Consider the following 24,607-nt stretch of genomic DNA (forward strand, 5'->3'; position numbering starts at 1 on the left):
GGCGCAGCACCGACGGAAGACACACGACCGCGCGTCAGGGCCTGACGATCGCCGTCCAGCCCGACGGGCAGGTGAGTACGCCCGCGGGGGTGTAGGTGCAGAAGTTCTCGTACACGTCCCCCGTGGTCGTCAGCACCTTCACGTACGCGGTGAACACGTCGATACCGAGGGACACGCTGCACGCGTTCCTCGGGAACCCCGGGTTCGCCGCGGTGGTGAGGTCCTTCCACACGTAGGGACCGTTCGACGGCCTCGTGTCGCGCCTCCCCAGGAAGGCCTTGCCCCCGCTCAGCGCCGCCGTGAACTCCAGGTTGCTCTGCCCCCTGGCCGTGTCGACGTCCGAGCAGGGCCCGGGCGCACCCGCCGGCCCCCGGTCACCCTTGGGCCCCCGATCCCCCTTGGGCCCGCGGTCACCCTTCGGCCCCTTGGGCCCCCGCGGCCCGGGACACCCGCCACCCCGCCCCAACGTCTTCGCCCCGGCAGCCCCCGCCGAGGCCGGCGCGGGCAGCGTCCGCACCACCGAGTCGTCGCAGCCACCGCCCCTGGCCGAGGTCCCCGCGGCCATCGCGGGGGCGGAGCCACCCGCGAACGACGCGAGCACCAGCGGCACTGCGAGACCACCGGCCAGCCACGCCTTCCGACCCACTCTGCTCACGGAACCCATGCGCTCACTCCTTGCATCGTCACACCGGACGACGTGGAGCATCCCCCGCAACACCGCGCGCGGATGGAACGACTGACGGAATGTCGGACATATGTCATCGGGTTGGTCGAACGACACACCGGTCCACTGCGCCGAACGGCGGCCCCTCGACAGTCACCCCGTACGGCGGGACCGCAATCATTGCCCGGGGTCACCCACCGTGATACACAGAGTGACCATACGTTCTTTCCCCCACACGCCGCCCAGACGCAGGTCAGAGCACGCGGGCACAACGCGGGAACGCGGATCGGGTAAAGAGAGCCGCCAAGTCGACATACGACGGCTGTTTCATCAGCGAAGATAGTGCGTGACCCCTGCCGTCCGGGCACGGGCAACAAGAACTACCCGTGCAGGGGCGGTGAGTTACATGATCCTGGCAGCCGAAAAAGGCGACATCACCACCATCATCGGCGGAATCGCCCCGAACTGGGGGCCGTTCGGCAGTCTCGGCAACGAAGCGAAGGTCATGGTCGAGGTGGTCATGGCCGTCGCCATCCTCCTCTGCCTGGGCATCGCCATCTGGGGCGCCGCCAAACAGCGCATCGGCGCGACGGCCCTGCGCGACACCTTCAGCGCGGAACAGGGCAAGGGCCTGATCGTGGCCGGCCTGACGGGCGTGTTCATCATCGGCTCCCTCGGCACCCTCTTCACCATCGTCTACGGAATGGCCGTCTAGCCAGAGCCCTGATGCGGACTCACTACGCCGCGCCTACGCGGATATCAGCGCTACCGTCGTACGACGCGGAGGGGGCGAACACCGAATGAGCAACGACGACCAATACGGTGGCGGCGGCGCGGGCCACGGCGAAGTCGGCGGCACGGGCCAGACCCGCACCCGCCTCCCGGAGTCCTCAGACCCCTACAACACCCCCCGCCGCACCCCCCGCGCCTCCCGCGGCCTGATCGCGGTCGTGGGCGTAGTGGTCCTCCTGATCGCAGCCATCGCCTTCGCGAACCAGTCCCACACCCCCGAGACACCCCCCACCTCGGACAAACCGGCAACCGCCAACCCCACGGCCCCTACCGGCACCCAGCCCGTGGACACCAGAGCCAATGGCATCCCGAAGGGGTTCGCCCACGACGAGCAGGGCGCACAGTCGGCAGCCGCCAACTACACCGTGACGCTCGGCTCCGAAGGCATGCTCAAGAAGGATCTCCGCCACGCCATCATGGACGGCATCTACACGGCGGAAGCGGCAGCCCGCCTGAAGGGCACTCAGGACGCCGCGTACTCCGCGGCCTTCCTCAGCACGCTGGGGCTCGACGCGAACGGGAACCCGCCGCAGGGCAGCACCTTCGTCACCCGGGCCGTCCCGATCGGCACCCGGATCGAGAGCTACGGAGCCGCCTCCGCAAAGGTGGCCGTCTGGTACACCGGGCTGGTCGGCATGTCGGGCCCGAAGTCCACGGACCCCGTGCGCACCACCTGGAAGACCTGGACCTTCGAACTGTCCTGGGTCGGCGACGGCTGGAAGGTCGGCGCCGACACCCAGCAGGACGGCCCGGCCCCCGTCCCCGGCGACGTAGCCGCCTCCACGTCCGACGACATCAGCAAGGCCGTCAAGGAATTCGGAGGGTTCACCTATGCCCGGTAGCCGCCGCTTCCGTATTGCCGGAGCCCTGATCTCCGCACAGACGGCAGTGGTACTGCTGTCCGCCCGAGCCGTCGCAGCACCCACCCCGACCCCGTCGGGCTCGCCCTCCAACAAGTGCGAAGGGGTCTTCGGACCGGTCAAGGAATCGTGCGAGCGCAGCGTCGGCGGCGGAAATCCCGCCGGAACGGGCGGCACCGGGCTCGCCCCGAACGCCCCCGACGCCCTCAACCCGCTCTCCTCCCTGGCCAAGGGATGCGCCGACGCCGCCGCCTGGATCGTCGCCCAGCTCAGCAAAGCGGTCAACGGCACCGCCAACGTCGACTTCACCAACGGCGCCTTCCTCAAGCAGTACGCCATCGTCTTCGCCGCCTCCACCATCCTCACCCTCGTCCTGTGGCTCTTCGCCGTCGCCAAACGAGCCATCCGCGGCGTCCCCTTCACCACCGCCATGTCCGAAGCCATCGGCTTCCTCTGGCTCACCGTCCTCGCCTCCGCCTTCACCCCCCTCATCCTCTACACCGTCGTCTCCGCCACCGACGGCGTCACCCAGGTCATCGCCTCCGCCACCGGCGGCCAGACCGATGTGTTCTTCGGCTCCTTCGCCGAGGCCCTCAAGAAGGGTGACGACATCGGCGGCGGCCCGATCATGCTGATCGTGATCGCCCTCGTCACGGTCCTCGCCGCCGGCATCCTCTGCCTCGAGCTCGTGATCCGGGCCGCGCTCCTCTACGTCGGCGCCCTGCTCGGCACCGTCGTCTACGCCGGCCTCGTCGACCGCAACCTCTGGGGCCACGTCCGCCGCTGGGCGGGCATCATGATCGCCGTGATCCTCGTGAAGCCGGTCATCGTCATCGTCCTCGGCCTCGCCGGGGCCCTGGCCGGCGAAAAGGGCCCGGACTCCTTCTCCGCCGTCGTCTCCGGCCTCGCCATCATCCTCCTGGCGATCTTCGCCTCGGCGATGATCTACCGCTTCGTCCCCGGCTTCGGCGACGAGATCGCCTCCGCCCGCAGCAACCGCAGCAAGGCCACCGACGGCGCCCAGGCGGCCGCCGTCATCAGCTCCCCGGCCTCCCTCGTCTCCCAGGGCATCAAGACCCACAGCAGCCGGGGCGGCGGAAACGGTGGCGCCCACCGCGCGAGCGGCGGGGGCGGCGGCGGTGCCAACCAGATCTCCGGAGGCATGGCCGCACACAGCAGCCGCGGCTCCGGCAGCGGAAGCGGCGGCTCCGGCAGTGGCTCCGCCGCACCCGCACCCCGTACGGGCTCCAGCACGAGGAACACAGGAGGTGACGGGCGGTGACGACCCAGTCCCACCAGCTCCACCAACTCCACCCGGTCGCGCCCCGCCGCACGTACCTCATCGGCCGGGCCCGGCCGAACGCGATCGTCGGCAAGAACCGCGAAACCGGCGAGATCGCCCTGATCATCGCCGGTGCGTTCCTCGGCATGATGAGCGGACTGCTCGTCCCCGACCTCACCCTGCGCATCGTCTCGCTCGCCGGCTTCCCGATGCTCGCGCTCGCCGCCGTCTACATCCCCTACCGCGGCCGCACCTTCTACCGCTGGTTCGAGATCAACCGCAGCTACAAGCGCACCCTGCGCCGCGGTACGACGTTCCGCTCGGGCGCCATGGAAGCCGGCATCCGCGCCGCCGACGGCCGCGAGGTCGAGGTCGGCCCGCCCCCCGGCATCGGCCGGATCAACTGGCTCGCCGCCCCCTTCGGCCCCGACGAGATCGCCGTGCTCCTGCACGCCGACCGCAGAACCGTCACCGCCGCCATCGAGATCGAGGGCCCCGGCGTCGGCCTGCGCGACAGCGAGGACCAAGAGGCCCTCGTGGACCGCTTCGGCACCCTCCTCAAGCACGTGGCCAACGGCGACGGCTTCGTCACCCGCATCCAGATGCTCGCCCGCACCCTGCCCGCCGACCCCGACGCGCACGCCAAGGACGTGGCCCAGCGCGGCGACACCAAGGCCCCCGTCTGGCTGCGCGATTCGTACGAGCAGCTCCAGTCGATGGTCTCCACCTCCTCCGAGCAGCACCGCGCGTACCTCGTCGCCTGCATGCACTTCACGCGCGAACTCGCCGCCGAGGCCCACACCATCGCCCGCGCGGGGACCCCGTACAAGGGCCGCAAGCTCGACCGCGACGCCGGCCTCGCCATCGTCATGGCCCGCGAACTCACCGACATCTGCGCCCGCCTCGCCGAGGCCGACATCCGCGTCCGCCAGCCCCTGGGACAGGGCCGGCTGTCCTCCCTCGTGCACTCCATGTACGACCCGGACCACCCCATCGACCACATCCAGGCCATGACCAAGCGCAACGCCTGGCCGGCCGAACTCGACGCGGTGGAGCCCACCTACCTCCAGGCCAAGACCCGCGAATCCTCCACCCGCGCCCCCTGGTGCCACGCCACCGCCTGGGTCAAGGAATGGCCGATGACCCCGGTGGGCGTGAACTTCCTCGCGCCCCTCCTCGTCCACACCCCCGACGTCATCCGCACGGTGGCCGTCACCATGGACCTGGAACCCACCGAGATCGCCATCGAGCGCATGCTCACGGAGAAGACCAACGACGAGGCCGACGCCAGCCGCGCCGCCAAGATGAACCGCACCGTCGACCCCCGCGACATCGCCGCGCACGGCCGGCTCGACCAGCGCGGCGAAGACCTCGCGAGCGGCGCCGCCGGCGTCAACCTGGTCGGCTACATCACGGTCTCCTCCCGCTCCCCCGAAGCCCTCGCCCGCGACAAGCGCACCATCCGCGCCTCCGCCGGCAAGTCCTACCTGAAACTCGAATGGTGCGACCGCGAGCACCACCGCGCCTTCGTCAACACCCTGCCGTTCGCCACCGGCATCCGACGCTAGCTGGAGGGAATGGCCGCCCATGCGAGATCCCATGTCCGCCCTGACGGACGCCTTCACCAGCTTCCTGTTCGGCAAGGTAGAAACCACGCGCCTGCCCGTCCGCACCTCGACGGGCCAGGCCCAAGCGGTCTACCTCCCCACCGCCGCCCCGGGACTCGGTGACTCCGGCGTCATCATCGGCCGTGAGGTCTACAGCGGCAAGGGCTACATCTACGACCCCTTCCAGCTGTACGGCCAACAACTGCCCGCCCCCCACTGGCTGGTTCTGGGCGAATCCGGCAACGGCAAATCGGCCCTGGAAAAGACCTACGTCCTACGCCAACTGCGCTTCCGGGACCGCCAGGTGGTGGTCCTCGACGCCCAGGGCGAGGACGGCGTGGGCGAGTGGAACCTCATCGCCCAGCAGCTGGGAATAACCCCCATCCGCCTGGACCCCATCGCCGCCAACGACGACGGGATCCGCCTCAACCCCCTCGACCCGGCGATCACGACGACCGGTCAGCTCGCGCTGCTCCGGACCATCATCGAAGTCGCCATGGGCCACGGCCTCGACGAACGCTCCGGCTTCGCCCTCAAGGTCGCGCACGCGTACGTGGTCGAGACGATCACCACCCGCCAGCCGGTCCTGACCGACATCGTGGAACAACTGCGCCACCCCGAGCCCGAGTCCGCCCAGGCGATGAACGTGGACATAGACGATGTCCGAGCCTGGGGCCTGGACGTGGCCCTGGTCATCGACCGCCTGGTCGACGGCGACCTCCGCGGCATGTTCGACGGCCCGACGACGGTCGGCATCGACCTCGACGCACCGCTGATCGTCTTCGACCTCTCCCACATCGACCGCAACTCCATCGCCATGCCCATCCTCATGGCGATCGTCGGCGTGTGGCTGGAACACACCTGGATCCGCCCGGACCGCAAGAAGCGCATCTTCCTGGTCGAGGAAGCCTGGCACATCATCAACAGCCCCTTCGTGGCCCAGCTGTTCCAGCGCCTCCTCAAGTTCGGCCGCCGCCTGGGCCTGTCCTTCGTGGCCGTCGTCCACCACCTCTCCGACGTGGTCGACGGCGCGGCGGCCCGCGAAGCCGCGGCCATCCTCAAGATGGCCTCCACCCGCACCATCTACGCCCAAAAGGCGGACGAGGCCCGCGCGACGGGCCGCGTCCTGGGTCTCCCCCGCTGGGCGGTGGAAATCATCCCCACCCTCACCCCCGGCATCGCCGTCTGGGACGTCAACGGCAACGTCCAGGTGGTCAAACACCTGATCACCGAGGCCGAACGCCCCCTCGTCTACACGGACCGCGCCATGACCGAATCCTCGGCCCAGCACCGCCTCCCCGACGACCTCCTGGCCGCCGAACTGGAGGCGGAGGAACGCGCCCTCCTGATGGAGCGCCACCGCAACGGCGGCGCCGGCTCGGCAACCACGGTGGCCTGACATGCCCGACCGCACCACCCGCTCCCAAGGCGGCATCCCGGACGGCCTCCTGGTCGGCCTCCTCGCCTTCCTGCTCGGCCTGGCCGTCCTCATCTGGACGGCCACCGGCCTGTCCGCCCTCTTCACGAAGGGCGACTGGCCCGCCACGGTCACCTTCACCCGCACCCCGACCGCGGTCCGCTCGCTGATAGCTCAACCCCACAACCTCGCGGCAGCCTGGCCCGACACCCCCGCCCAGTCCCTCTCGGGCTGGGGCCTGTTCTGGGGCCTCTTCATCAGCCAGCTCCTCATCCTGCTGGTCCTGACGATCTTCACCCTGGGCCTCATCACCCGTACCAGAGCCCGCCGCAAGGGCGGGGCAAATTCAGCCCCCACCGGCCACCATCCGGCCTCCGCCGGGGCAAATTCAGCCCCGCCGGCGTTTGAGGCGCGGGGGTCCGGGGGCTGGCCCCCGGCAACGGCGCCGCACACACCAACGGTCCCGGCCCCGCATCCGTCCGGCCCCGCCGCGCCGGTCCCCACTCCAGCCCCGCCGGCGTTTGAGGCGCGGGGCCCCGGGGGCAGCGCCCCCGGCAACGGCGCCGCACCCACCGACGAGGCCTACCGCTACGGCTTCGGCTACGCCCCCACCAAGGCTCCGGCCCTGCCAACCCCCCAGCGCGGCCTCGCCTACGGACCACCTTCGGAACGCCACACCGCCGCCACCGAGGCCATCGCGGCAGCGACCGGCCCGGTCTTCGTCATCACGTCCTCCCCCGCCCTCTGGGCGGAGACCAAGGACGCCCGCGCCAAGCTCGGCCCCGTCCTCCTCTACGACCCGTCCCACCTCTGCGACACCCCGGCCCGCCTGCACTGGAACCCGGCCACCGACTGCGCGGACCGCGCAACCGCCGCGGCCCGCGCCATCGCGCTCCTCGCGCCCGTCCGCCCCCAGGCCCGTATGGACGCCGCGGTCGCGGAGACCGCGGAAACGCTCCTCCGCAGCTGGCTCCTGGCCGCCGCCCTGGACGACCGTCCGTTCAAGCAGCTCCAACGCTGGGCCCAGGGCACGAACGCCCAGGAGCCGGTCCGCATCCTCCGTACCCACCCCCAGGCGGCGACCGCCGCCCCCGGCGCGGCCGGCGAGCTCGAAAGCGCCCTGACCGCCCACCCGGAGCGCCGCGAACTCGCCCAACACCTCACGGCCCGCGCGCTGACCGCCCTGTCCTCGATCCACATCCGCGAATCCTGCACCCCGAACCGAACCGATTCGCTCGCCCTCGCATCGTTCGTATCCGAAGGGGGCACCCTCTACGTGGTGGGTGAATCCCTGGAAGATCCCCGTACCCACCCGGGTGCAATGCCGCTGCTCACCGCACTCGCCTCCAGCGTGGTCGAGCACGGCCGTCGCATGGCCGCACGGTCATCCCACGGTCGGCTCGACCCACCACTTGCGCTCGTCTTCGACGACGTCGCCGCCGTGGCCCCGGTCCCCGAACTCCCGCAGCTCCTCGAGGACCGGACGCTCCCCCTGCTCGCCCTGTGCCGCAGCCGCGAACAGGCCCGCTCCCGCTGGCCGGAAGCGGACCTGCCCGTCACCGCCCACTAGCCGAGCTACTGGGGCCGCTCGAACACGAACTCCAACTCCTTCGCGGACGGATCCCCCGGCATCGGTACGACGACCCCACTCGGCTCGAACCCGTACCGCCGGTAGAACGCCTGCGCCCTCGGGTTGTTCTCGTGCACGAAGAGCCGTACGCGTTCCAGCGCCGGCCCCTCCAGCGACCAGGCCCAGTCCAGCGCGGCCGAGAACAGGGCTTCGGTCAGCCCGGTCCCCCGCTGCTCGACCCGTACGAACACCCCCACGAGGTGTCCCTGAGTCCGCTCGACGACGCCTTCGAAAAGATCATCCGCCCCGGCCTCCTCGACGAGCAGGGTCACCGACCCGTCCCACCGCCCGTCGGAGCCCTCGGCGACGAACTGCCGAATCGCGCGCCCCTGCGAACCCCGGACGGTCCGTCCCTGCCAGAACTCATCGGGCTGGGCCTCAGCGCCGGCCAGCGTCTCCAGGAAGGCCACCGGCGCCGCCGGATCCCTGAGCGCCGCGATCCGCAGCTCCTTGACCTTCACCCACTCATCGCCCCGTACCGGACGTATCACGTGCTGATTCATAACCCGGGATCCTAACCAGCACACAGTCCGGACTTCACCCACATTTCCTATGGGTCGTAAAGGTCTGTAAACGCAGAAAAGCCCCGTACCAGTTCCCTGGTACGGGGCTCTCTACAATGATTGTTCGGCGGCGTCCTACTCTCCCACAGGGTCCCCCCTGCAGTACCATCGGCGCTGAAAGGCTTAGCTTCCGGGTTCGGAATGTAAACCGGGCGTTTCCCTAACGCTATGACCACCGAAACACTATGAAGTTAACCAACCGGATATGAACACAGTTCGTTACTTCAGAACTAACACAGTGGACGCGAGCAACTGAGGACAAGCCCTCGGCCTATTAGTACCAGTCAGCTCCACCCGTTACCGGGCTTCCACATCTGGCCTATCAACCCAGTCGTCTACTGGGAGCCTTACCCTCTCAAGGAGGTGGGAATACTCATCTTGAAGCAGGCTTCCCGCTTAGATGCTTTCAGCGGTTATCCCTCCCGAACGTAGCCAACCAGCCATGCCCTTGGCAGGACAACTGGCACACCAGAGGTTCGTCCGTCCCGGTCCTCTCGTACTAGGGACAGCCCTTCTCAATATTCCTACGCGCACAGCGGATAGGGACCGAACTGTCTCACGACGTTCTAAACCCAGCTCGCGTACCGCTTTAATGGGCGAACAGCCCAACCCTTGGGACCGACTCCAGCCCCAGGATGCGACGAGCCGACATCGAGGTGCCAAACCATCCCGTCGATATGGACTCTTGGGGAAGATCAGCCTGTTATCCCCGGGGTACCTTTTATCCGTTGAGCGACGGCGCTTCCACAAGCCACCGCCGGATCACTAGTCCCGACTTTCGTCCCTGCTCGACCCGTCGGTCTCACAGTCAAGCTCCCTTGTGCACTTACACTCAACACCTGATTGCCAACCAGGCTGAGGGAACCTTTGGGCGCCTCCGTTACTTTTTGGGAGGCAACCGCCCCAGTTAAACTACCCATCAGACACTGTCCCTGATCCGGATCACGGACCGAGGTTAGACATCCAGCACGACCAGAGTGGTATTTCAACGGCGACTCCACCATGACTGGCGTCACAGCTTCAAAGTCTCCCACCTATCCTACACAAGCCGAACCGAACACCAATATCAAACTATAGTAAAGGTCCCGGGGTCTTTCCGTCCTGCTGCGCGAAACGAGCATCTTTACTCGTAGTGCAATTTCACCGGGCCTATGGTTGAGACAGTCGAGAAGTCGTTACGCCATTCGTGCAGGTCGGAACTTACCCGACAAGGAATTTCGCTACCTTAGGATGGTTATAGTTACCACCGCCGTTTACTGGCGCTTAAGTTCTCAGCTTCGCCACACCGAAATGTGACTAACCGGTCCCCTTAACGTTCCAGCACCGGGCAGGCGTCAGTCCGTATACATCGCCTTACGGCTTCGCACGGACCTGTGTTTTTAGTAAACAGTCGCTTCTCGCTGGTCTCTGCGGCCACCCCCAGCTCACGGAGTAAATCCGATCACCAGTGATGGCCCCCCTTCTCCCGAAGTTACGGGGGCATTTTGCCGAGTTCCTTAACCATAGTTCACCCGAACGCCTCGGTATTCTCTACCTGACCACCTGAGTCGGTTTAGGGTACGGGCCGCCATGAAACTCGCTAGAGGCTTTTCTCGACAGCATAGGATCATCCACTTCACCACAATCGGCTCGGCATCAGGTCTCAGCCTTATATGAGGGACGGATTTGCCTACCCCTCGGCCTACACCCTTACCCCGGGACTACCACCGCCCGGGCTGGACTACCTTCCTGCGTCACCCCATCGCTTACCTACTACAAGTCTGGTTCGTCGGCTCCACCACTTTCCTTTCCCCGAAGGGTCCGGAACGGCTTCACGGACTTAGCATCGCCTGATTCGATATTGGGCGTTTCAAAGCGGGTACCGGAATATCAACCGGTTGTCCATCGACTACGCCTGTCGGCCTCGCCTTAGGTCCCGACTTACCCTGGGCAGATCAGCTTGACCCAGGAACCCTTAGTCAATCGGCGCACACGTTTCTCACGTGTGTATCGCTACTCATGCCTGCATTCTCACTCGTGAACCGTCCACAACTAGCTTCCGCTGCTGCTTCACCCGGCACACGACGCTCCCCTACCCATCACAGCGGGCGTTGGCCCTATTGCTGCAATGACACGACTTCGGCGGTACGCTTGAGCCCCGCTACATTGTCGGCGCGGAATCACTTGACCAGTGAGCTATTACGCACTCTTTCAAGGGTGGCTGCTTCTAAGCCAACCTCCTGGTTGTCTCTGCGACTCCACATCCTTTCCCACTTAGCGTACGCTTAGGGGCCTTAGTCGATGCTCTGGGCTGTTTCCCTCTCGACCATGGAGCTTATCCCCCACAGTCTCACTGCCACGCTCTCACTTACCGGCATTCGGAGTTTGGCTAAGGTCAGTAACCCGGTAGGGCCCATCGCCTATCCAGTGCTCTACCTCCGGCAAGAAACACGTGACGCTGCACCTAAATGCATTTCGGGGAGAACCAGCTATCACGGAGTTTGATTGGCCTTTCACCCCTAACCACAGGTCATCCCCCAGGTTTTCAACCCTGGTGGGTTCGGTCCTCCACGAAGTCTTACCTCCGCTTCAACCTGCCCATGGCTAGATCACTCCGCTTCGGGTCTAGAGCGTGCAACTCAATCGCCCTATTCGGACTCGCTTTCGCTACGGCTTCCCCACACGGGTTAACCTCGCTACACACCGCTAACTCGCAGGCTCATTCTTCAAAAGGCACGCAGTCACGACCGTTATTCCGAAGAATAACGGCGACGCTCCCACGGCTTGTAGGCACACGGTTTCAGGTACTATTTCACTCCGCTCCCGCGGTACTTTTCACCATTCCCTCACGGTACTATCCGCTATCGGTCACCAGGGAATATTTAGGCTTAGCGGGTGGTCCCGCCAGATTCACACGGGATTTCTCGGGCCCCGTGCTACTTGGGAGATTCTTAAGCAAGCCGCTGATGTTTCGTCTACGGGGGTCTTACCCTCTACGCCGGACCTTTCGCATGTCCTTCGACTACATCAACGGTTTCTGACTCGCCGACCGGCCGGCAGACCGATCAAAAGAATTCCCACAACCCCGCATGCGCAACCCCTGCCGGGTATCACACGCATACGGTTTGGCCTGATCCGGTTTCGCTCGCCACTACTCCCGGAATCACGGTTGTTTTCTCTTCCTGCGGGTACTGAGATGTTTCACTTCCCCGCGTTCCCTCCACACTGCCTATGTGTTCAGCAGTGGGTGACAGCCCATGACGACTGCCGGGTTTCCCCATTCGGACACCCCCGGATCAAAGCTCAGTTGGCAGCTCCCCGGGGCCTATCGCGGCCTCTCACGTCCTTCATCGGTTCCTGGTGCCAAGGCATCCACCGTGCGCCCTTAAAAACTTGGCCTACAGATGCTCGCGTCCACTGTGTAGTTCTCAAGCAACGACCAGCCACCCATCACCCCACCAGACAAGCAGGCGAGTTCACTGGGGCCGGCATCGCAGAAGGCATGACCTTACGGCCGTACCCTCAGATACCCAACAACGTGCCAAGCACGATCCCCCGTCAGTGACTCACTTTCCACGCCGAAGCAGTACTTGTGATCCATCCAGGAAACCGTGCCAACTAATCAACGTTCCACCCTGAGCTGACCGTGCAGAACGTTTGTCTGCAATCGGTACTGTGCTCCTTAGAAAGGAGGTGATCCAGCCGCACCTTCCGGTACGGCTACCTTGTTACGACTTCGTCCCAATCGCCAGTCCCACCTTCGACAGCTCCCTCCCTTACGGGTTGGGCCACCGGCTTCGGGTGTTACCGACTTTCGTGACGTGACGGGCGGTGTGTACAAGGCCCGGGAACGTATTCACCGCAGCAATGCTGATCTGCGATTACTAGCAACTCCGACTTCATGGGGTCGAGTTGCAGACCCCAATCCGAACTGAGACCGGCTTTTTGAGATTCGCTCCACCTCACGGTATCGCAGCTCATTGTACCGGCCATTGTAGCACGTGTGCAGCCCAAGACATAAGGGGCATGATGACTTGACGTCGTCCCCACCTTCCTCCGAGTTGACCCCGGCGGTCTCCTGTGAGTCCCCATCACCCCGAAGGGCATGCTGGCAACACAGGACAAGGGTTGCGCTCGTTGCGGGACTTAACCCAACATCTCACGACACGAGCTGACGACAGCCATGCACCACCTGTATACCGACCACAAGGGGGGCACTATCTCTAATGCTTTCCGGTATATGTCAAGCCTTGGTAAGGTTCTTCGCGTTGCGTCGAATTAAGCCACATGCTCCGCTGCTTGTGCGGGCCCCCGTCAATTCCTTTGAGTTTTAGCCTTGCGGCCGTACTCCCCAGGCGGGGAACTTAATGCGTTAGCTGCGGCACCGACGACGTGGAATGTCGCCAACACCTAGTTCCCAACGTTTACGGCGTGGACTACCAGGGTATCTAATCCTGTTCGCTCCCCACGCTTTCGCTCCTCAGCGTCAGTAATGGCCCAGAGATCCGCCTTCGCCACCGGTGTTCCTCCTGATATCTGCGCATTTCACCGCTACACCAGGAATTCCGATCTCCCCTACCACACTCTAGCTAGCCCGTATCGAATGCAGACCCGAGGTTAAGCCTCGGGCTTTCACATCCGACGTGACAAGCCGCCTACGAGCTCTTTACGCCCAATAATTCCGGACAACGCTTGCGCCCTACGTATTACCGCGGCTGCTGGCACGTAGTTAGCCGGCGCTTCTTCTGCAGGTACCGTCACTTTCGCTTCTTCCCTGCTGAAAGAGGTTTACAACCCGAAGGCCGTCATCCCTCACGCGGCGTCGCTGCATCAGGCTTTCGCCCATTGTGCAATATTCCCCACTGCTGCCTCCCGTAGGAGTCTGGGCCGTGTCTCAGTCCCAGTGTGGCCGGTCGCCCTCTCAGGCCGGCTACCCGTCGTCGCCTTGGTGGGCCATTACCCCACCAACAAGCTGATAGGCCGCGGGCTCATCCTTCACCGCCGGAGCTTTTAACCCCCGCCCATGCAGGCAGGAGTGTTATCCGGTATTAGACCCCGTTTCCAGGGCTTGTCCCAGAGTGAAGGGCAGATTGCCCACGTGTTACTCACCCGTTCGCCACTAATCCACCCCGAAGGGCTTCATCGTTCGACTTGCATGTGTTAAGCACGCCGCCAGCGTTCGTCCTGAGCCAGGATCAAACTCTCCATGAATGTTTACCCGTAATCGGGTGCACACGCACTTAGAGCGGGACAGTCATGTCGGAATAAGACCGACCGTCCACTGCGTCCTCGCTGTGTAATTGCCTGCAAGCATCACGGCAGAACCGCGACCTCACAGGTCTTTTTTCAAAGGAACCTCATCCACCGAGGTGGACGGGGTATCAACTTTTTGGCGTTGATTTTTGGCACGCTGTTGAGTTCTCAAGGAACGGACGCTTCCTTTGTACTCACCCTCTCGGGCTTTCCTCCGGGCGCTTCCTTCGTTCTTGTGTCTCCGACTCTATCAGACTCTTTCGTGTCCGATTCCCAGTCAGCGGGTTTCGCTTTCCAGTTCTTCGCTTTCGCGTTTCCCTTTCCGGCGAGTCCGACTCTATCAGAAGTTTTCCACCGGATTTCCCGGCTTCAGATTCCTGGATGAGGAGTCGAGGGTGCCCACTCTGAATTGCTTCTTTGGGGGCCGGCTGCCGAACTTGTCCAGTTCCAGGCAACCGTTTGACTCTACATGAAGCCCCCTGCACCGTCAAAATCGGCGCGACAGGACACCCCATCACCCGCTACTGTCCCCCGTCGCCGCCTTACGTCGCGGCCCGCCGAGCGGGGTCACAAGCCTCCACTGCGGCAGCGACCCCAGCCCCCTCGGCCTCGTACTCCAACAGGGCCGGCAGCAGCTCGGGGGCGCCCATGGCCTCCGCCGCGCGGAACGTGAGTACGTGCGCCCCCTCGGGATTCCCGAGCAGCTCCACCAGCAGCGGGACCGCGCGAGGGTCGCGCCGCCGGGCCAGCCCGTGGATTCCCTCCTCACGAACATCGGCGTTCTCGTCGCTGGTCCGCGCCCAGAGCGCTTCACGAATCGCGGGCCCGTCGGCCTCGGCCTGGGACCCCAGGGTGAAGGTCGCCCAGTTCCGGACCTCGGGGTCCTGGTCACGGGTCAACGCGATGAGCGCATGCACATCCGGTCCGTCCGGCGAACCCGTGAGAACCCCGGGAAACGAACAGGCCACCTCCCGACGGACCCCGGCATCGGGATGCCCGGCGAGGACCACCAGCACGGGGACGGCCCGCGGGTCGTACGTCATCTCGACCGCACGCGCCAGGGCCGCCAGAACATCCGCCTCCCCCTCCCGCTCGGCAAGGGCGACGAGCGCCACCACCGTCTCGGCGCGGCACGCCTCGTTCTGATCACTCGCCTTACCCAGCAGGTCGCAGCCCATCTCCCGCTCGACCGGATCACCGGACCGGATCAGCCCCAGCCCAACCGCCAGCGCCCCCACCCCTTCCCCGCCGGCCCGCCACATCAAGTCCTCGTACCCACTCCAGTCCCCCGCCCCAAAAGCAACCCGCGCCTGCCCGACCAACTCCACCACCGTGCCCATCCGAACATCCTGACCCCCGAACCCCGAGCCCGCGCCGCAATAACGAAGCCACCACCTACACCCGAGACACCACCCCCCGCGTTCTTCCCGGTCTTGATGGTGAGCTCCATCCCGTCGGCCGGCCTGGAGCTCTGCGGACAGCGTCATCAGCTCGGCCGCGTTGCGCGCGAGCCGCTTCGGCTCGTGCACCGTGAGGATGACCGGCGTCTCGGGGGCGGCCTCCTTGAACTGGTGGGCCAGGGCGAACGCCTTCTCCAGCTCGGGCCGGACCTTCACCCAGGTGCTGATCTGCTCCTTGAAGACCTTGTGCCACTCCACCCGCCGGAGGGCTTCGAGTTGGCTTGCCAGCTCCTGCCGAGCGGTCGAAGTCCTCGCGGACCCGCCCCGGGTGCGGCCGCTGTTACGCTCCGCTCGCGTCCTCGACTGCAAAAGGAGGTGGGAACCGTGAGCCAGCTGACTCTCATGTGCCCCCACCCCGTTCCGAGGACGCCGAGGATCTGAAGGGGAGCGCGTCGCTACCCGGAAGGACCCCTCGCGTGACCGATCTGGTCATCCGCCCCCTCGCCACAGGCGAGGAAGCACTTTTCGAATCCCTGCCCGATCCTGGTCTGGTCGGCTTCGCCGCCTTCGGCGACACCTACAGCGGGATGGCCTCCGCCGGTGAGTACCGCCCCGAGTGGACCTGGGTGGCCCTGCGTGACGGTGTCGTCGTTGCGCGAGCGGCTTGGTGGGCCGGGCCTGAGGACGACAAGCCGCTTGCTCTGGACTGGTTCGACTTCACGGACGCCGGTGCGGCCGTACAACTGCTCCGCGCTTCGCCGCTGCACGCCGAGTACTCACTCAAGCTGCCGCCCGGCTGGCGCGACGTCCCCGCAGTCCGGGAGCAGGCCCAAGCCCGGATCGACGCGGCCATCGCCGCAGGTATGTCTCCTCTGGTCGAGCGCTTCCGCTACCGCTGGACGCCGGACTGCGGCGTGCCCGTGCGCCCGGGCCGCCTCGAATTCCGTCCCGAGCCCGACGACGCGGCGGTCCTCGACGTCTTCCGCCGTATTCACCAGGGCAGTCTCGACGCCCATGCGCGCCGCACCGTTGCCGCATCCGGGCTGGAGGAAGCCGCCCAGGAACAACTGGACTATCTGCGCTGGTTGCCGAGCCCGCGCGAGTGGTGGCGCCTTGCCTACAACCCGGCCGGGGAACTCATCGGCCTGAGCGTCCCCGCCCGCCACTACGGAGACCCTCTCATCGGCTACATCGGCGTCGTGCCCGAGCACCGCGGCCACGGATACGCCTATGACCTGCTCGTCGAGGCCACGCATAAGCTCGCTGACGAGGGCGTGGACCGCATCGTGGCCGGGACTGACCAGACCAACATTCCGATGGCCGCCCACTTCGCGAGAGCCGGCTACCCCATCGCCCAGGAACGCATCGACCTGATCTAGGCCAGAGACAGGAAACGGTGTGGGACTCGGGCTGCGACAACCGAGCCCCACACCTCGCTCCTGCGACTCCTGTCCGAGTACCGGTCGCCCTCAGGCACACAGAGGGTGGCCACCAGGTCCGCCGGCAGGTGCGGGTCCGCGCGGTGGGCCGCCCTGGCGACGGTGGCGTGCAGCCGCCCCTCCGCGATCGTGTGGACCTCGGACACCTGCCGGGCCAGCACCGAGACGCCCGGCAGCAGTACCCGGTTCCGCCGCATAGGCGTCCCGGATCTCCCACGCGTGCTCGTACCTCGTCTTGGGCCGCTCGGCGTACCGCTTCACGCACGACGGGTCCTCGATGCCGAGCTGTACGGCCAGGTGCTCGACCACCGGCCACGGCACCGCGAGGGGGTCCTCCAGGAACAGACCTACGTAGCGCACCGTGCCTGATGCGCTGAAGAACCCGGATCGGCACTCCGCAGTTGGATACGTCTCCCGCGCGTGGGTCAGCCTGCGGCCTTGCGGCGGGCGCGGTAGGCGGCGACGGTGGTCCGGCTGGCGCAGGCGTTCGAGCAGAATCGCCGCGCGCGGTTGCGGGAGTCGTCGACGTAGAAGCGCCTGCAGGCGGCTGCGTGGCAGCGGCCGATCGTCACGGCCGGGTCGCCGCAGACGACGTGCGCGAGTGCGGCGACGCAGCTGCGCCCGAGCCAGGTCACGGCGTCCTCGCCGTTCGGAGCGAAGTGCAGGTGCGGAGAGCCCTCTCCGTCGTGGTCGTCGACCCAGATCAGCGGTGGGTGCTGTTCCAGCAGGGGCGTTGACGGGGGCGATCGGCCCCCTGTGGGCGGCGGCCTCCACCGCATCGCGCAATCCGACAGGCACTGGGGCAGGCTCATGAGCAGGGTGACGCACTGCTGGAGTCGTACGCCGCACGCCACATCGGCGCGCACCTCCTGAAGCAGGACCGGGAACAGGGCATCGCCCAGCTGCGCCGGTCCTACCACCTGCGCGCATCCCTCGGCGCCCGCCCGCAGACGGCGGCGGCTGCCCTCACTCTCGCCGGCGAACTGCCCCCCGGTGCCGAAGCCGACCAGCTCCGCGAAGCGGCCGGTCCGACCGCCCGTGAGCTGGAACTGACCTGGCTGCTACGCGCCCTCTGACGCTTCCTCCCCGGCCAGCCTCGCGGCACACCAGGCCGGCCCTCGTTCGTCGACACGGCTGGGTATGTTCATCCGTACGCGGCTGGGGAACTCAGGGGTCGTACGCCGACACCAGTTGCCCCAGCCGGACGTAGCGATGGAGGCGCGCGGGAGGCGTCCTAGCCGCGGCCACTCCTGATGCGGATCACGGCCGGCCCGGGAATGAACCAGCCTGTGAAGGCGCCAGCGCCGAACAAGCCCCATCGGGGGTCGACCCGACACCTGTTCCGGCAGCGCCCGACCGTCATACGGTCCAGCTACAGGCGGATCCAGCTGATCGCCGTAGCGGAGCGCGAGCTCGTCGAATCCGAGTAAGTGCCGTCGCCTGCTGTCTGACTCGTTCACCGTGGGCTTCGTCCTCGCGTTATGCCTGTTCCCGCGGGTCGACTACCTCGAGGTTCTGCGGTTGTTGAAGGCCGGCGAACCGGGGATGTAGCCATGGCCAGGAGTGAACAGGTCATCCCTGACCCGGGCCAGCCAGCGGTTGGGCTCGGTAAGTCTGGCTCGCAACGGAGCTCCGTGGGCTATCCGATGACACGGATGGTCGCGGTTGCCGAGCTCCAGGGCGACGTCCAGGGCGCGAAGCGGGGACTTGCGGGTGATGGCAGCCCAGGTGTTTCAGGGCTCCGACGCATCAAGTGCACGTGCTCGTCGTTGAGTTCACTGGGTTCCCCAGCGGTTCCAGAGCGTGTGATGCCATTCGCTGGCTTCTGCTCCGGGCGGTGATATCGACGGCAGTGGGCCCGGGCTCGTCTCGATCAGGTGCAGCAGCGACCAGGCGACGCCGTAGCAGTCGTCGGGGCCGAAGCAGGAAGCCAGGGCATGTGCCTCGTTGGGTGTGACCGGCGCGGAGATGGCTTCGAGTTGTCTGCATCGACGGTCGACCGTCTCCTCCTCGTCAGTGTCCCAGTCGGGGAGGGGGCCATCGGCGACGAAGGCTTCGACTTCGGGTCTCATTGCTGAATGTTCGGCTGCCGGGGCCGCCTGGGCAAGGTGCGTTGGGCCAGCTCGAGGCAGCCGGCTGTCGGCTCCAGGATCCGCTGGCTACGTGGGGGTCCTGGGGCGCCGGCGCCGACAGCGGCGTCTCGGCGTGCCTCGGCTCCGGTCGTCCACCGTGCACTCCCGTGGCTTGGGCCATGGCGTGCATTCCAGCGGCGTATTTTGCGACCGCCCGGTCTACCGGTCGTAAAGGTCTGTAAACGCAGAAAAGCCCCGTACCAGTTCCCTGGTACGGGGCTCTTCTACAATGATTGTTCGGCGGCGTCCTACTCTCCCACAGGGTCCCCCCTGCAGTACCATCGGCGCTGAAAGGCTTAGCTTCCGGGTTCGGAATGTAAACCGGGCGTTTCCCTAACGCTATGACCACCGAAACACTATGAAGTTAACCAACCGGATATGAACACAGTTCGTTACTTCAGAACTAACACAGTGGACGCGAGCAACTGAGGACAAGCCCTCGGCCTATTAGTACCAGTCAGCTCCACCCGTTACCGGGCTTCCACATCTGGCCTATCAACCCAGTCGTCTACTGGGAGCCTTACCCTCTCAAGGAGGTGGGAATACTCATCTTGAAGCAGGCTTCCCGCTTAGATGCTTTCAGCGGTTATCCCTCCCGAACGTAGCCAACCAGCCATGCCCTTGGCAGGACAACTGGCACACCAGAGGTTCGTCCGTCCCGGTCCTCTCGTACTAGGGACAGCCCTTCTCAATATTCCTACGCGCACAGCGGATAGGGACCGAACTGTCTCACGACGTTCTAAACCCAGCTCGCGTACCGCTTTAATGGGCGAACAGCCCAACCCTTGGGACCGACTCCAGCCCCAGGATGCGACGAGCCGACATCGAGGTGCCAAACCATCCCGTCGATATGGACTCTTGGGGAAGATCAGCCTGTTATCCCCGGGGTACCTTTTATCCGTTGAGCGACGGCGCTTCCACAAGCCACCGCCGGATCACTAGTCCCGACTTTCGTCCCTGCTCGACCCGTCGGTCTCACAGTCAAGCTCCCTTGTGCACTTACACTCAACACCTGATTGCCAACCAGGCTGAGGGAACCTTTGGGCGCCTCCGTTACTTTTTGGGAGGCAACCGCCCCAGTTAAACTACCCATCAGACACTGTCCCTGATCCGGATCACGGACCGAGGTTAGACATCCAGCACGACCAGAGTGGTATTTCAACGGCGACTCCACCATGACTGGCGTCACAGCTTCAAAGTCTCCCACCTATCCTACACAAGCCGAACCGAACACCAATATCAAACTATAGTAAAGGTCCCGGGGTCTTTCCGTCCTGCTGCGCGAAACGAGCATCTTTACTCGTAGTGCAATTTCACCGGGCCTATGGTTGAGACAGTCGAGAAGTCGTTACGCCATTCGTGCAGGTCGGAACTTACCCGACAAGGAATTTCGCTACCTTAGGATGGTTATAGTTACCACCGCCGTTTACTGGCGCTTAAGTTCTCAGCTTCGCCACACCGAAATGTGACTAACCGGTCCCCTTAACGTTCCAGCACCGGGCAGGCGTCAGTCCGTATACATCGCCTTACGGCTTCGCACGGACCTGTGTTTTTAGTAAACAGTCGCTTCTCGCTGGTCTCTGCGGCCACCCCCAGCTCACGGAGTAAATCCGATCACCAGTGATGGCCCCCCTTCTCCCGAAGTTACGGGGGCATTTTGCCGAGTTCCTTAACCATAGTTCACCCGAACGCCTCGGTATTCTCTACCTGACCACCTGAGTCGGTTTAGGGTACGGGCCGCCATGAAACTCGCTAGAGGCTTTTCTCGACAGCATAGGATCATCCACTTCACCACAATCGGCTCGGCATCAGGTCTCAGCCTTATATGAGGGACGGATTTGCCTACCCCTCGGCCTACACCCTTACCCCGGGACTACCACCGCCCGGGCTGGACTACCTTCCTGCGTCACCCCATCGCTTACCTACTACAAGTCTGGTTCGTCGGCTCCACCACTTTCCTTTCCCCGAAGGGTCCGGAACGGCTTCACGGACTTAGCATCGCCTGATTCGATATTGGGCGTTTCAAAGCGGGTACCGGAATATCAACCGGTTGTCCATCGACTACGCCTGTCGGCCTCGCCTTAGGTCCCGACTTACCCTGGGCAGATCAGCTTGACCCAGGAACCCTTAGTCAATCGGCGCACACGTTTCTCACGTGTGTATCGCTACTCATGCCTGCATTCTCACTCGTGAACCGTCCACAACTAGCTTCCGCTGCTGCTTCACCCGGCACACGACGCTCCCCTACCCATCACAGCGGGCGTTGGCCCTATTGCTGCAATGACACGACTTCGGCGGTACGCTTGAGCCCCGCTACATTGTCGGCGCGGAATCACTTGACCAGTGAGCTATTACGCACTCTTTCAAGGGTGGCTGCTTCTAAGCCAACCTCCTGGTTGTCTCTGCGACTCCACATCCTTTCCCACTTAGCGTACGCTTAGGGGCCTTAGTCGATGCTCTGGGCTGTTTCCCTCTCGACCATGGAGCTTATCCCCCACAGTCTCACTGCCACGCTCTCACTTACCGGCATTCGGAGTTTGGCTAAGGTCAGTAACCCGGTAGGGCCCATCGCCTATCCAGTGCTCTACCTCCGGCAAGAAACACGTGACGCTGCACCTAAATGCATTTCGGGGAGAACCAGCTATCACGGAGTTTGATTGGCCTTTCACCCCTAACCACAGGTCATCCCCCAGGTTTTCAACCCTGGTGGGTTCGGTCCTCCACGAAGTCTTACCTCCGCTTCAACCTGCCCATGGCTAGATCACTCCGCTTCGGGTCTAGAGCGTGCAACTCAATCGCCCTATTCGGACTCGCTTTCGCTACGGCTTCCCCACACGGGTTAACCTCGCTACACACCGCTAACTCGCAGGCTCATTCTTCAAAAGGCACGCAGTCACGACCGTTATTCCGAAGAATAACGGCGACGCTCCCACGGCTTGTAGGCACACGGTTTCAGGTACTATTTCACTCCGCTCCCGCGGTACTTTTCACCATTCCCTCACGGTACTATCCGCTATCGGTCACCAGGGAATATTTAGGCTTAGCGGGTGGTCCCGCCAGATTCACACGGGATTTCTCGGGCCCCGTGCTACTTGGGAGATTCTTAAGCAAGCCGCTGATGTTTCGTCTACGGGGGTCTTACCCTCTACGCCGGACCTTTCGCATGTCCTTCGACTACATCAACGGTTTCTGACTCGCCGACCGGCCGGCAGACCGATCAAAAGAATTCCCACAACCCCGCATGCGCAACCCCTGCCGGGTATCACACGCATACGGTTTGGCCTGATCCGGTTTCGCTCGCCACTACTCCCGGAATCACGGTTGTTTTCTCTTCCTGCGGGTACTGAGATGTTTCACTTCCCCGCGTTCCCTCCACACTGCCTATGTGTTCAGCAGTGGGTGACAGCCCATGACGACTGCCGGGTTTCCCCATTCGGACACCCCCGGATCAAAGCTCAGTTGGCAGCTCCCCGGGGCCTATCGCGGCCTCTCACGTCCTTCATCGGTTCCTGGTGCCAAGGCATCCACCGTGCGCCCTTAAAAACTTGGCCTACAGATGCTCGCGTCCACTGTGTAGTTCTCAAGCAACGACCAGCCACCCATCACCCCACCAGACAAGCAGGCGAGTTCACTGGGGCCGGCATCGCAGAAGGCATGACCTTACGGCCGTACCCTCAGATACCCAACAACGTGCCAAGCACCAGACCTCTTCCGGACCCTCTTTCCACGCCGAAGCAGTACTCGAGAACCATCAGATCATCCGGTGCCAACTAATCAACGTTCCACCCTGAGCTGACCGTGCAGAACGTTTGTCTGCAATCGGTACTGTGCTCCTTAGAAAGGAGGTGATCCAGCCGCACCTTCCGGTACGGCTACCTTGTTACGACTTCGTCCCAATCGCCAGTCCCACCTTCGACAGCTCCCTCCCTTACGGGTTGGGCCACCGGCTTCGGGTGTTACCGACTTTCGTGACGTGACGGGCGGTGTGTACAAGGCCCGGGAACGTATTCACCGCAGCAATGCTGATCTGCGATTACTAGCAACTCCGACTTCATGGGGTCGAGTTGCAGACCCCAATCCGAACTGAGACCGGCTTTTTGAGATTCGCTCCACCTCACGGTATCGCAGCTCATTGTACCGGCCATTGTAGCACGTGTGCAGCCCAAGACATAAGGGGCATGATGACTTGACGTCGTCCCCACCTTCCTCCGAGTTGACCCCGGCGGTCTCCTGTGAGTCCCCATCACCCCGAAGGGCATGCTGGCAACACAGGACAAGGGTTGCGCTCGTTGCGGGACTTAACCCAACATCTCACGACACGAGCTGACGACAGCCATGCACCACCTGTATACCGACCACAAGGGGGGCACTATCTCTAATGCTTTCCGGTATATGTCAAGCCTTGGTAAGGTTCTTCGCGTTGCGTCGAATTAAGCCACATGCTCCGCTGCTTGTGCGGGCCCCCGTCAATTCCTTTGAGTTTTAGCCTTGCGGCCGTACTCCCCAGGCGGGGAACTTAATGCGTTAGCTGCGGCACCGACGACGTGGAATGTCGCCAACACCTAGTTCCCAACGTTTACGGCGTGGACTACCAGGGTATCTAATCCTGTTCGCTCCCCACGCTTTCGCTCCTCAGCGTCAGTAATGGCCCAGAGATCCGCCTTCGCCACCGGTGTTCCTCCTGATATCTGCGCATTTCACCGCTACACCAGGAATTCCGATCTCCCCTACCACACTCTAGCTAGCCCGTATCGAATGCAGACCCGAGGTTAAGCCTCGGGCTTTCACATCCGACGTGACAAGCCGCCTACGAGCTCTTTACGCCCAATAATTCCGGACAACGCTTGCGCCCTACGTATTACCGCGGCTGCTGGCACGTAGTTAGCCGGCGCTTCTTCTGCAGGTACCGTCACTTTCGCTTCTTCCCTGCTGAAAGAGGTTTACAACCCGAAGGCCGTCATCCCTCACGCGGCGTCGCTGCATCAGGCTTTCGCCCATTGTGCAATATTCCCCACTGCTGCCTCCCGTAGGAGTCTGGGCCGTGTCTCAGTCCCAGTGTGGCCGGTCGCCCTCTCAGGCCGGCTACCCGTCGTCGCCTTGGTGGGCCATTACCCCACCAACAAGCTGATAGGCCGCGGGCTCATCCTTCACCGCCGGAGCTTTTAACCCCCGCCCATGCAGGCAGGAGTGTTATCCGGTATTAGACCCCGTTTCCAGGGCTTGTCCCAGAGTGAAGGGCAGATTGCCCACGTGTTACTCACCCGTTCGCCACTAATCCACCCCGAAGGGCTTCATCGTTCGACTTGCATGTGTTAAGCACGCCGCCAGCGTTCGTCCTGAGCCAGGATCAAACTCTCCATGAATGTTTACCCGTAATCGGGTGCACACGCACTTAGAGCGGGACAGTCATGTCGGAATAAGACCGACCGTCCACTGCGTCCTCGCTGTGTAATTGCCTGCAAGCATCACGGCAGAACCGCGACCTCACAGGTCTTTTTTCAAAGGAACCTCATCCACCGAGGTGGACGGGGTATCAACTTTTTGGCGTTGATTTTTGGCACGCTGTTGAGTTCTCAAGGAACGGACGCT

At 64.1% G+C, this 24,607-nt stretch carries 12 protein-coding genes, 6 rRNA genes and 1 pseudogene; 7 read left to right on the plus strand and 12 right to left on the minus strand.

Going from position 1 to position 24,607, the window contains the following annotated elements:
• Nucleotides 1–34 precede the first annotated feature (34 nt).
• Nucleotides 35–664, minus strand: coding sequence for a hypothetical protein (locus tag OHU74_RS16695; protein ID WP_371616650.1), 630 nt, complete (start codon nt 662–664; stop codon nt 35–37).
• Between the two features lie 406 nt (nt 665–1,070).
• Between OHU74_RS16695 and OHU74_RS16700 the strand changes: the two genes are divergently transcribed.
• The 6 genes from OHU74_RS16700 (at nt 1,071) to OHU74_RS16725 (ending at nt 8,192) form a co-directional block, all read left to right on the plus strand.
• On the plus strand, nt 1,071–1,379 hold the full coding sequence (locus OHU74_RS16700; RefSeq protein WP_136213834.1) for a hypothetical protein: 309 nt from the start codon (nt 1,071–1,073) through the stop codon (nt 1,377–1,379).
• Nucleotides 1,380–1,464: 85 nt separating this feature from the next.
• On the plus strand, nt 1,465–2,298 hold the full coding sequence (locus tag OHU74_RS16705; RefSeq protein WP_371616651.1) for a hypothetical protein: 834 nt from the start codon (nt 1,465–1,467) through the stop codon (nt 2,296–2,298).
• Nucleotides 2,288–3,598, plus strand: a complete 1,311-nt coding sequence (locus OHU74_RS16710; protein ID WP_371616652.1) for a hypothetical protein — start codon at nt 2,288–2,290, stop codon at nt 3,596–3,598. The genes OHU74_RS16705 and OHU74_RS16710 overlap by 11 nt, the downstream gene beginning before the upstream one ends.
• Nucleotides 3,595–5,166: an SCO6880 family protein gene (locus tag OHU74_RS16715; protein WP_371616653.1), complete on the plus strand. Its 1,572-nt coding sequence runs from the start codon at nt 3,595–3,597 to the stop codon at nt 5,164–5,166. The genes OHU74_RS16710 and OHU74_RS16715 overlap by 4 nt, the downstream gene beginning before the upstream one ends.
• Nucleotides 5,167–5,185: 19 nt before the next feature.
• Nucleotides 5,186–6,604: an ATP-binding protein gene (locus tag OHU74_RS16720; protein ID WP_371616654.1), complete on the plus strand. Its 1,419-nt coding sequence runs from the start codon at nt 5,186–5,188 to the stop codon at nt 6,602–6,604.
• 1 nt (nt 6,605) lies between these two features.
• Nucleotides 6,606–8,192, plus strand: a complete 1,587-nt coding sequence (locus OHU74_RS16725; RefSeq protein ID WP_371616655.1) for a type VI secretion protein — start codon at nt 6,606–6,608, stop codon at nt 8,190–8,192.
• 5 nt (nt 8,193–8,197) lie between these two features.
• Here the strand turns inward: OHU74_RS16725 and OHU74_RS16730 are convergent, their stop codons facing one another.
• The 5 genes from OHU74_RS16730 to OHU74_RS16750 all read right to left on the minus strand — a co-directional run bounded on the left by OHU74_RS16730 (nt 8,198) and on the right by OHU74_RS16750 (nt 15,861).
• Nucleotides 8,198–8,755: a GNAT family N-acetyltransferase gene (locus OHU74_RS16730; protein WP_371616656.1), complete on the minus strand. Its 558-nt coding sequence runs from the start codon at nt 8,753–8,755 to the stop codon at nt 8,198–8,200.
• A gap of 122 nt (nt 8,756–8,877) precedes the next feature.
• Nucleotides 8,878–8,995: ribosomal RNA gene (gene rrf, locus OHU74_RS16735) — 5S ribosomal RNA — on the minus strand.
• 74 nt (nt 8,996–9,069) lie between these two features.
• Nucleotides 9,070–12,193, minus strand: a 23S ribosomal RNA gene (locus OHU74_RS16740).
• A gap of 287 nt (nt 12,194–12,480) precedes the next feature.
• Nucleotides 12,481–14,005 (minus strand): 16S ribosomal RNA (locus OHU74_RS16745).
• The 16S, 23S and 5S rRNA genes sit together here, the layout of an rRNA operon.
• A 584-nt stretch (nt 14,006–14,589) precedes the next feature.
• Complete coding sequence (locus OHU74_RS16750; RefSeq protein ID WP_371616657.1) at nt 14,590–15,861, minus strand: HEAT repeat domain-containing protein; 1,272 nt, start codon at nt 15,859–15,861, stop codon at nt 14,590–14,592.
• 62 nt (nt 15,862–15,923) lie between these two features.
• On the opposite strand from OHU74_RS16750, the gene OHU74_RS16755 reads away from it, so the two are divergent.
• Complete coding sequence (locus tag OHU74_RS16755; RefSeq protein WP_371616658.1) at nt 15,924–16,826, plus strand: GNAT family N-acetyltransferase; 903 nt, start codon at nt 15,924–15,926, stop codon at nt 16,824–16,826.
• A gap of 62 nt (nt 16,827–16,888) precedes the next feature.
• Here the strand turns inward: OHU74_RS16755 and OHU74_RS16760 are convergent.
• From OHU74_RS16760 to OHU74_RS16785, 6 genes and pseudogenes are all read right to left on the minus strand, one after another.
• Nucleotides 16,889–17,270 (minus strand): annotated as a pseudogene (locus OHU74_RS16760) (DUF4158 domain-containing protein); the annotation flags it as partial.
• Between the two features lie 41 nt (nt 17,271–17,311).
• On the minus strand, nt 17,312–17,806 hold the full coding sequence (locus tag OHU74_RS16765; protein WP_371616659.1) for a CGNR zinc finger domain-containing protein: 495 nt from the start codon (nt 17,804–17,806) through the stop codon (nt 17,312–17,314).
• Nucleotides 17,807–18,661: 855 nt separating this feature from the next.
• Nucleotides 18,662–18,958: a hypothetical protein gene (locus tag OHU74_RS16770; RefSeq protein WP_371616660.1), complete on the minus strand. Its 297-nt coding sequence runs from the start codon at nt 18,956–18,958 to the stop codon at nt 18,662–18,664.
• A gap of 295 nt (nt 18,959–19,253) precedes the next feature.
• Nucleotides 19,254–19,371 (minus strand): 5S ribosomal RNA (gene rrf / locus OHU74_RS16775).
• Nucleotides 19,372–19,445: 74 nt separating this feature from the next.
• Nucleotides 19,446–22,569 (minus strand): 23S ribosomal RNA (locus OHU74_RS16780).
• A 287-nt stretch (nt 22,570–22,856) separates the two neighbouring features.
• A 16S ribosomal RNA gene (locus OHU74_RS16785) occupies nt 22,857–24,381 on the minus strand.
• Between the last annotated feature and the right edge of the window lie 226 nt (nt 24,382–24,607).

It is taken from the genome of Streptomyces sp. NBC_00454 (assembly GCF_041434015.1).
Taxonomy (GTDB): Bacteria; Actinomycetota; Actinomycetes; order Streptomycetales; family Streptomycetaceae; genus Streptomyces.